This is a genomic window from Brevundimonas sp. GN22 (assembly GCF_054824005.1).
Genome location: NZ_JSYD01000084.1, coordinates 1 through 8,590 on the forward strand (window position 1 = coordinate 1; position 8,590 = coordinate 8,590).

Sequence of the window (8,590 nt, forward strand, 5' to 3'; positions counted from 1 at the left end):
GCCGGTGTCACCCGCATCCGCCGCTGTGCGCAGCAGGATTTCGACAATCTCGCGGCCCGTCAGATTGGGGAAGGCTTCGTTCAAAAGAGCCATAGCCCCGGCTACGGCGGGGGAGGCGAACGAGGTGCCATCAACGCTCCAGCACGAACCTTCGCGGCAGTCGGTGACCACATCGTCGCCGGGCGCGGAGATATAGCTGTCCATCCCGACGCCGGCCTTGTTGGAGAAGTCGGCCATGGTGCCGTCTTCGGAGTGAGCGCCCACGATGATGATCGAGCCGGCAAAGCGGGGGTCGGTCGCATATCGCGCAGGCCATTGGGGATTGGTGCTGCTCTTGTTCCCGGCGGCCATTGTGAAAATAGCGCCGCGTTCGATGCCGTATTCGAGAGCCGCCTCGAACGCCGCATTCAACTTGCTCTCGCCACCCAGCGACAGGTTGATGATCTTCGCGCCGTTATCCACGGCGTAAGCGATGCCCTTTGCCAGATCGGCGTTATTGAACATGTTGTTGTTGTCGACCGTGTCGGTGCGAACGGAAAGAATCTCGGCGTTAAAGGCGATGCCGACGGTGCCCGTCCCGTTGAAGGGGGCTGCAATGATGCTGGCCACGCGCGTGCCGTGCATCGAGGTGCCCTCGGGATTGTTGCGCTCGGTATTGATGTCAGTCGAAAGCGGGGAAATGTTGACCGACAGGTCGGGGTGATCGAGGTCGATGCCGGAATCGATGACGGCAACTGTGACGCCTTCACCCGTAGCGCCGGACTGCCATGCCGAATAGACGTTGGTGTCGTGGTTCAGCCAACTGCGGGTGTATTCCCACGAGGATAACTCGGGAATTTCGACGCTTACGGCCGGAGGCGGCGGGGGCGGCGGTGGAGTTGTTGCTGGAGGCGGAGGGGCAGTAAGCACGGGTGCCGGCGGGCCATCGGGCAGGGTGTTGCCGCCGCCCCCTCCGCCGCAAGCTGCCAGCGGCAGTAAGAGCAGAGGAAACGCACCACACGAGAGCAATATCCGCTTATGAGTTGCTGTATAAATTCCGCGGTTATCTTTGGGTGCTGCTTGCCTAACCGCGTTATCATTGACAACGGAACTCATTGGCCTTGCCTTTAAGGTTGTTTACAAGGCGGCCAATACAATCAAAGGTCGGCAATTGCTTGCTGACCTTTGCCATATGTAACGTTTTAAGCTTGGGTGTATTTTTTTAGTCGCGCAGAAGCTCGTTCACGCCGGTTTTGGCGCGGGTCTGGGCGTCCACGCGCTTGACGATGACAGCGCAGTACAGCGACGGGCCGCCGTTCGGGTCAGGCAGGGTGCCCGGAACCACGACCGAATAGGCCGGAACTTCACCGCGGAAGATCTCGCCCGTGGCGCGGTCGACAATCTTGGTCGAAGCCGACAGATAGACACCCATGGCCAGCACGGCACCTTCGCGAACGATCACGCCTTCGGCCACTTCGGCACGGGCACCGATGAAGCAGCCGTCCTCGATGATGGTCGGGTTGGCTTGCAGCGGTTCCAGAACGCCGCCGATACCGGCACCGCCCGAAAGGTGGACGTTCTTACCGATCTGGGCGCACGAGCCGACGGTGGCCCAGGTGTCGACCATCGTGCCCTCACCGACGTAAGCGCCGATGTTGACGAAGGACGGCATCAGCACGACCGACTTGGCGATGTGTGCGCCGTGACGGACGATTGCGCCCGGAACCGAGCGGAAGCCCGCGTTCTGGTAATCGGTGGCGGTCCAGTCACCGAACTTGTTGGCGACCTTATCGAAGAACGGGCCAACAGCTGGAGCCAGGCTGTTCATGCTGCGGTCGCCCGCGCGCATGATGATGTTGTCATTCAGACGGAAGCCCAGCAGCACAGCCTTCTTCAGCCACTGGTGGGTCGTCCAGACACCATCTTCGCCGCGGGTGGCGACGCGCGCCTCACCGGAATCAAGCAGCGCTAGTGCCTTTTCAACGGCTTCGCGCACATCGCCCTGGGTCTGGGCATTGATGTCGGCGCGGGCTTCCCAAGCGGCTTCGATGACGCTTTCGAGCTTGGTGAGGTTGGTCATTCGGGATCTCCGTCAAGAATGGCGGTGGTCAGGAAGGGCGGCAGGGAGGCCGCGCGATAATCAATAAAGTCGCCCTCGGTGCTGAGGGCCTTGGGGCCGACTAGAACCGTCTTCATGCCGATATCCTTGGCCGGAGCCAGATTTTGCGGCGTGTCTTCAAAGAAGCAGGCACTCACGGGATCGATGTCGAACATCGCCAGCATCTTTCGGAAGGTGCGCGGGTCCGGCTTGGGGATCAGATCGGCGTCTTCAAGGGCAAACACACCCTCGAACAAATCATCGATGCCCAGTTTCTTCAGAACGCGATGGGCATGAACGGTCGAGCCGTTTGTGAAGATGACGCGCTTGCCCTGCAGGCGCTCCAGACCCATGCGCAGGGCCGTATCGGGCTGAAGAACGTCCAGCGGCACATCATGCACTTCGGCAAGGAAGTGGTGCGGGTCGATCTGATAGCGGGTCATCAGCCCAGCCAGCGAGGTGCCGTAGTCGTGCAGGAAGGATTTCTGCATGACCAGCGCCTCGTCGGCAGGAAGCCCCGAAGTGCGCACCACGTAATCGTTGATGCGCTTTTCCACGAGACCCATGAACTGGCTCTCGACCGGATAAAGGGTGTTGTCGAGGTCAAAGACCCACGACTTTATACCTTTGAGGTCGGCGGCAATGTCGGTCGGAAGGTTGAGGGCCTCTTCCGTCGGCATGCGTTCGCTCACTGGGCTTTCACCAGCGTGCCGGCACCATTCTCGGTGAACAACTCGACCAGCATGGCGTGCGGGCGACGGCCATCCAGAATGACAACGGCTTCAACACCGGCGCGGACGGCCGCCATAGCGGTTTCCAGCTTCGGGATCATGCCGCCGGTAGCAACACCGTCGTCAATCAGCTTTTGTGCGCCTTCAAGGTTCATCTGGCGGATAATCTCGCCGTCTGCACCCTTCACGCCCGGAACGTCCGTCAGCAGCAGCATGCGCTTGGCATTCAGCGAGCCAGCGATTGCGCCAGCCACGGTGTCTGCGTTGACGTTATACGTCATGCCGTCTTCGGCCACGCCGATCGGGGCGATGACAGGAACCCAGTCTTCGGTTTCCGAAGCGATCAGACCCTTGATGAGCTTCGGGTCAACCTTGGTCGGTTCACCGACGAAGCCCAGATCGACCTCGTGCTCGATCATGCTGTCAGGGTCGCGCTTGGTGCGACGGGTCTTTTCGACCGTCAGCAGACCGGCGTCCTTGCCCGACAGGCCCACGCCGCGAACGTCGGCTTCCTTGCCGGCGACCGTGATCCAGTGGGCGATCTCTTTGTTGACCGCACCCGACAGCACCATCTCGGCAACCGCCATCGTGTCCTTGTCGGTCACGCGCAGGCCGTCGATGAAGCTCGACTTCACGCCGGCCTTGTCCAGCATGGCGCTGATATGCGGGCCGCCGCCGTGGACAACCACGGGATTCACACCCATCAGTTTCAGCAGCACAACATCGGCGGCAAACTGCTTGGCAACAGCGCTCTCACCCATTGCGTGGCCACCATATTTGATGACCACAGTCTCCCGGTCATAGACCTGGATGTAGGGCAGGGCTTCAGCCAGGGTTTTTGCGGTTTCCCAGCTGCGCTCTTCGGATTGGCGATCGACTTCGTTCATAGTGACCGCGCCATAACGCCTAAGCGGCTTCAAGTCACCCTTACTTTGAACAAAGGGCTGCGGGGGGCGCGAGCGGTGTGGGGCTGCGTAGCGATCACCTTAGGGTGGTGTAGCGTCTAGTGTGTTCCTCTAGGAGGATAGAAACGAGGCCTCCCGGCAGCGTGGTTTGTAGCGCTCGATAGGAAATTCCGCGATAACGGCCTAACCTCTCAAGCTCGCCCATAGGACTCCTCGGCGTGTTGTGCCTCCCCCACCTAGAGACCTGGATCCCGTCAAATGAGCTCCGACATAGAATGTTTATCGAAGGTCTGGCACCGATCTAGCGGCCGACGGGAATTTAATGATGGTCGTAAGCTAAGAATACCTAATGTAGAGGCGTCTTGGCATTATTTCCCACACATAGGTCGACGAGATTCTATTCAAGGGTTCGATAGTGTAACTATTGGGGCTATTTCTGCAACCGAAGCGACACCCACTTTCGCGGGTGTCTTCGATTCGACTCCCCGAAGGTTAAACTTCTATGGCGTATTTGAATGCAATTTGACGGGTATCATTTGGATTACCAAAATATTGACCGGCATCAAATGCGTTTTGGGCTTCAAGCAAAATCCAGTTAACGCCTTTAGAGAGGTGGATTGAGGCGATAGTATCGGTGAAACTAATCTGGTCGCCATTTACGATCATCACGGGCCGAATCGGTACCCCCGTTGATTCGATGTGGATCGGGGAAAATTTGAGCTTTATTGTCATAGGGCGCTCCGTGTATGCAATAATTGCAGAGCATCCGCCTAGCTCTGAGCCGAGTTTGAGCGCCCATCCGTCATCGTCTTGATTCAGCGTCAGCAACAAGCCATCGTTTGAAACTATCGATTTGGATCCCAGCCATCCTGGCAAGACGGGCCCTACCTCGATTAAGTCTGCAAGACTGTCAGGTACAATTTGGCAACAGAGTAAGTCATCCACTGGATAACCCCTCATCATTAGTACTCGTAGTTCCGCGTAGCTGCGTATGCGGAAAAGTTTTTGGTCTCGGCCGATCAAGAAGATATGGCGAAACCGTTTCCTGAGCTCTCTAAAGAATGCGACGTCTTTGGGTTCATCAGGAAAGTATCCTTCCCAAGCAGTCCGCTGTGGAACTATCGCAAATTCAACTATGACAATCAGGTTGGGATCGTAGAACAATTCCGAACCTCCCTCCAGCACCTCGATCTCATAACCTTCTACATCGATCTTTATAAGGTCGGGTTTTGCAGCTCCTGTCTCGGCTCGCCAACTGTCAAGCGAACGCAACGCCATCGTATCAATATACTGTGTGTCGCCCAGCTCTTGATGGCCCTTGATTTGGTGAGCATTGCCGAGCATGGCGCGATCTACTATGATTTTGGCCTCGCCATCAGCGTTAGATATACCGGCGTTTACTGTGGTAATATTTTCCACGCCGTTTCTAGCTACATTCTCCACAAGAATGCGGTGCGTATTCGTTACTGGCTCGAAGGCGAACACCTGTCCGCCGTAATGTGCCATTGCGAGCGCACTTGTACCGATATTGGCTCCTATGTCGTAACAGACGGAATTTGGGTTCAGAAGGCGGCGATAAATTTCTAGTTGCCATGGCTCCCATGTCTTTTCGTTCGCCAAGGTGTAGCCGATCAGGGTGTCAGCCTCGTCAGTGGCAACCCGAAAAGTCCGGTCACCTACGTTGAAGTCATGGATCGGAGCATTCATATTTTGGTTCCTTATGATACATTGGAAGGATGCATTGGTTATTTTGAGGCGCGCAAGGGCTGCTTGAAATTCGTCGTGGACCTCTGAAAACTCTGCATTGCTTGCACCACGGAAGCTTGGGCCAAAACGTGCTTTAGCAGGCTGATCCGCGGCGAAATAATTAATCATATCCTCGTTGCGTACGCTTCGCCGATCTTGCTAAGCGCATGTCTTCTCGCGCCGAAGCCACCGTCTGGAACGGTAAGCTAATCGATCAAATAGCCAAACCCCAACAAGGACTTAATTTTCAGACGCTCGCCTAGTCGAGAGTGTAGACAAGCTAAAGATCTTGAGCGTGACTATATGAACCGTATGATCTTTGCAGTCGCTTGAGCCCGATTGATTTCGTATCAAGCGAAGGCATTTGCAAGAACCGAGTTCCCGAATTCGAGAGATTCATCCTTCCCTAAATCATTTTAGATTCTGACTCTGCGTATCGTGTTGTAGTTTGGGCATTGAAAAAGAGGGCTTTGGATGGAAGAAGAAGTATCTCCCCCCATTTTGTGGGGATAGGGTAATATACGAAGCGAGAGACAATATTATCGTGGCAATATATCCTGTTATTATGTGTGGGGGGGCAGGCACGCGGCTATGGCCCGCCTCACGACCATCGCGCCCCAAACAGTTTCTGCCGCTTTTGGGCAGACGCTCTCTGTTTCAGGATACAGTAGCTCGCGTTCAGAATCTTGTCACCGATGGTCGGCAGGTGATTGTTGTCGCAGGTGCTTCGCACGAGGCGCTAGTTCGTCAGCAGCTGGCTGAAATCGGGGTAACTGCTCAAATCATTCTTGAGCCAGCTGGACGCGACTCCGCTCCCGCGATGGCAGCGGCAGCACTTTGGACGCTTTCGCAAGAGAAGAACGGAATAAACATATTTGTATCGTCCGATCATTTCTTACCTGACCACGATGCATTTTCTCGCGCAGCGCTCGAAGCAAGCCTTGCTGCTGATAAGGGTAAGATCGTTACCTTAGGTGTGAAGCCTACGTCGCCTTCATCAGCTTATGGCTACATTGAGCCGGCCTCGAGCGGACTTTCGGACATTAAGCGATTTGTAGAGAAGCCCAGTGTCACGAATGCCCAAGAGTTTCTTCGGCAAGGTCTTCTATGGAATACGGGTATATTCGTTGCTCGAAGTGATTTCTTGATTGAGGAACTTGATGCTCATCAACCCGAAATTTGCGTTCACGTCGGTGCAGCAATACAGGAAGAATCAGGGCAAATCTGCGTAAGGCTCTCAGACCGATTTTTGAACGCGCCGAAAATTTCTATTGATTATGCTGTGATGGAGAAGACGAGCTTCGCAGCAGTACTTCCCGTGTCGTTTGAATGGTCAGATATGGGGGCCTGGGACGCTGTGGCAGCGAGGCGCGCTCCTACCTCATCGCTGCGTCACATCCTGAAAGATGCTCACGGTAGTACCATATATTCAGAGAATGATCGTCTGGTTTCTGTGTTGGGTGTCGAAAATATCGCTGTCGTCGTTGAAGATGATGCTGTTTTAGTCTGTGCGCTCGATAAGGCTCAAGATGTGAAGTTGGTTGTGGATCATGTGCGCGAGATATCACCTTCTCACTTAGATTTTTCAAAGGACTATTTGCGGAATGTATCGGATGCCTATCAAGATTACATTCACTGGATTGAGCAACATGCTCTGCCCGTGTGGGGCACCCTTGGGTTGAAGGAAGAAGGTATTTTCGCTGAAGAGTTGACATACAACGCGAGTATCGTTGACTGCGATTTACGACTGCGTGTGCAAGCACGACAGTGTTACGTTTACTGTAAGGCGGGACTAATGGGATGGAGAGGCCCTTGGCGCAACCTCGTTACATCCGGCATTGAGCGACTTGAGCATTTTCGTTGCGAGGGAACTGGCCATTTCCAATCGCTTCTTGCGCCTTCCCTTAGGCCCGCAGGAGGTAAAGCGTCAGTTTATGACATAGCTTTCGTGGTTTTTGCTCTTGCAAGTGCCTATAGAGCCGGGATCGAAGCAGAACGAAACGCAATGCTTGCTTTGGATCTTCTCGCGGAAGTGTCCGCTAGAGCTGCATCCAATGGCGCGATAGTAGAGGATGGCGATCATCCTTACCAGTCAAATGTCCATATGCATCTCCTAGAGGCTTCGCTTGAATGGGAGGCGTTGGTGGAGGATGCTCGGTGGGTAGAATTCACTGATCGTATCGTCCGACTAGCGGTGGACGTGTTTATAGACCCTGACGATGGTGCTATTCGCGAATTTTTCACCGCAGATTGGGCAAGGACGAGGTCCGATTACGGCAAGCGAGTAGAGCCTGGTCATCAGTTCGAGTGGGCTTGGCTCTTAAGTCAATACGCGGAGCGCAGGAACTCGTCTGTAGTCGCTGCCACTGCCTCTAAGCTCTATGAAGTGGGCTCGGCTGGTATATGGGACGACGCAGGTGTTATGGCGGATGCAATGGATCCCACCGGCGCGATTACGGAATATCGTGCTCGTTTGTGGCCTCAAACGGAGTGGGCGAGAGCAGCACTACGGTTTGCTAACTTGACAAATGGTTCGGTGCGCGAACGCTATCTTCGAGATGCCGAGCGTGCTCTTACCGCAATGAATAAGTATCTATTGCCGAATGGATTGTGGCAGGATCAGCTCGTTACACCGTACGAGTTTGCGCCCACTAATGCCAAAGCAAGTTCTCTCTATCACCTTATGGGCGTCTACAGTGAACTAAAGGCATTCCTAGACGTGGGTCGTCCTGATTGAAAACTGATTTGTTCGCGTTTTTGCTATGAGTATACGCGAGCTTGATTTTTAAGAATTCGTTCAGAATCTGTAGCGTCAATATCACGTTCCCTCGTCCTCTTGAGGGGGCGGCGAGATTACGGCCTCGACCTAAGCAGTTGGGCCTGATATCTGCAGTTTAGCGGTACGTCTGTACCGTCATCATCAACAATTCTTGGAGGGCCGCTTATATGCGCGTCAAGAGTTTGATCCTGGCTTCCAGCGCGGCGGCCGCCCTGGCCGTGTCGGCTGGTGCAGCCTCGGCTGAGCCGAACGGCTGGTACGGCGCCATCGACGCTGGTTACCACATCATCGACGACATCAACGCTGAGTCGTCCACCACCGGTGCAAACTGGAACTGGGAAGTGAACGATGG

General features: G+C 55.1%; 6 protein-coding genes and 1 pseudogene. 2 read left to right on the forward strand and 5 right to left on the reverse strand.

Going from position 1 to position 8,590, the window contains the following annotated elements; genetic code table 11:
• The 5 genes from OB03_RS11700 to OB03_RS11720 all read right to left on the reverse strand — a co-directional run.
• A partial coding sequence (locus OB03_RS11700) for a S8 family peptidase (RefSeq protein WP_461344246.1) occupies positions 1 to 909 on the reverse strand: 909 nt, incomplete at its 3' end.
• 292 nt (positions 910 to 1,201) lie between these two features.
• Complete coding sequence (gene dapD / locus OB03_RS11705; RefSeq protein ID WP_461344247.1) at positions 1,202 to 2,059, reverse strand: 2,3,4,5-tetrahydropyridine-2,6-dicarboxylate N-succinyltransferase; 858 nt, start codon at positions 2,057 to 2,059, stop codon at positions 1,202 to 1,204.
• Entirely contained in the window at positions 2,056 to 2,769 is a 714-nt protein-coding gene (locus tag OB03_RS11710; protein ID WP_461344248.1) for a pyrimidine 5'-nucleotidase, read from the reverse strand. The genes dapD and OB03_RS11710 overlap by 4 nt, the downstream gene beginning before the upstream one ends.
• Positions 2,766 to 3,695, reverse strand: coding sequence for an acetylglutamate kinase (gene argB, locus OB03_RS11715; protein WP_461344249.1), 930 nt, complete (start codon positions 3,693 to 3,695; stop codon positions 2,766 to 2,768). Before argB ends, OB03_RS11710 begins: the two co-directional genes overlap by 4 nt.
• Positions 3,696 to 4,205: 510 nt before the next feature.
• Positions 4,206 to 5,588, reverse strand: coding sequence for an FkbM family methyltransferase (locus OB03_RS11720; protein ID WP_461344250.1), 1,383 nt, complete (start codon positions 5,586 to 5,588; stop codon positions 4,206 to 4,208).
• 436 nt (positions 5,589 to 6,024) lie between these two features.
• On the opposite strand from OB03_RS11720, the gene OB03_RS11725 reads away from it, so the two are divergent.
• Positions 6,025 to 8,196 carry an AGE family epimerase/isomerase gene (locus OB03_RS11725; RefSeq protein WP_461344251.1) on the forward strand — a complete coding sequence of 724 codons (2,172 nt, stop codon included), beginning with the start codon at positions 6,025 to 6,027 and terminating at the stop codon, positions 8,194 to 8,196.
• A gap of 209 nt (positions 8,197 to 8,405) precedes the next feature.
• Positions 8,406 to 8,590: pseudogene (locus tag OB03_RS11730) on the forward strand (cell envelope biogenesis protein OmpA); the annotation flags it as partial.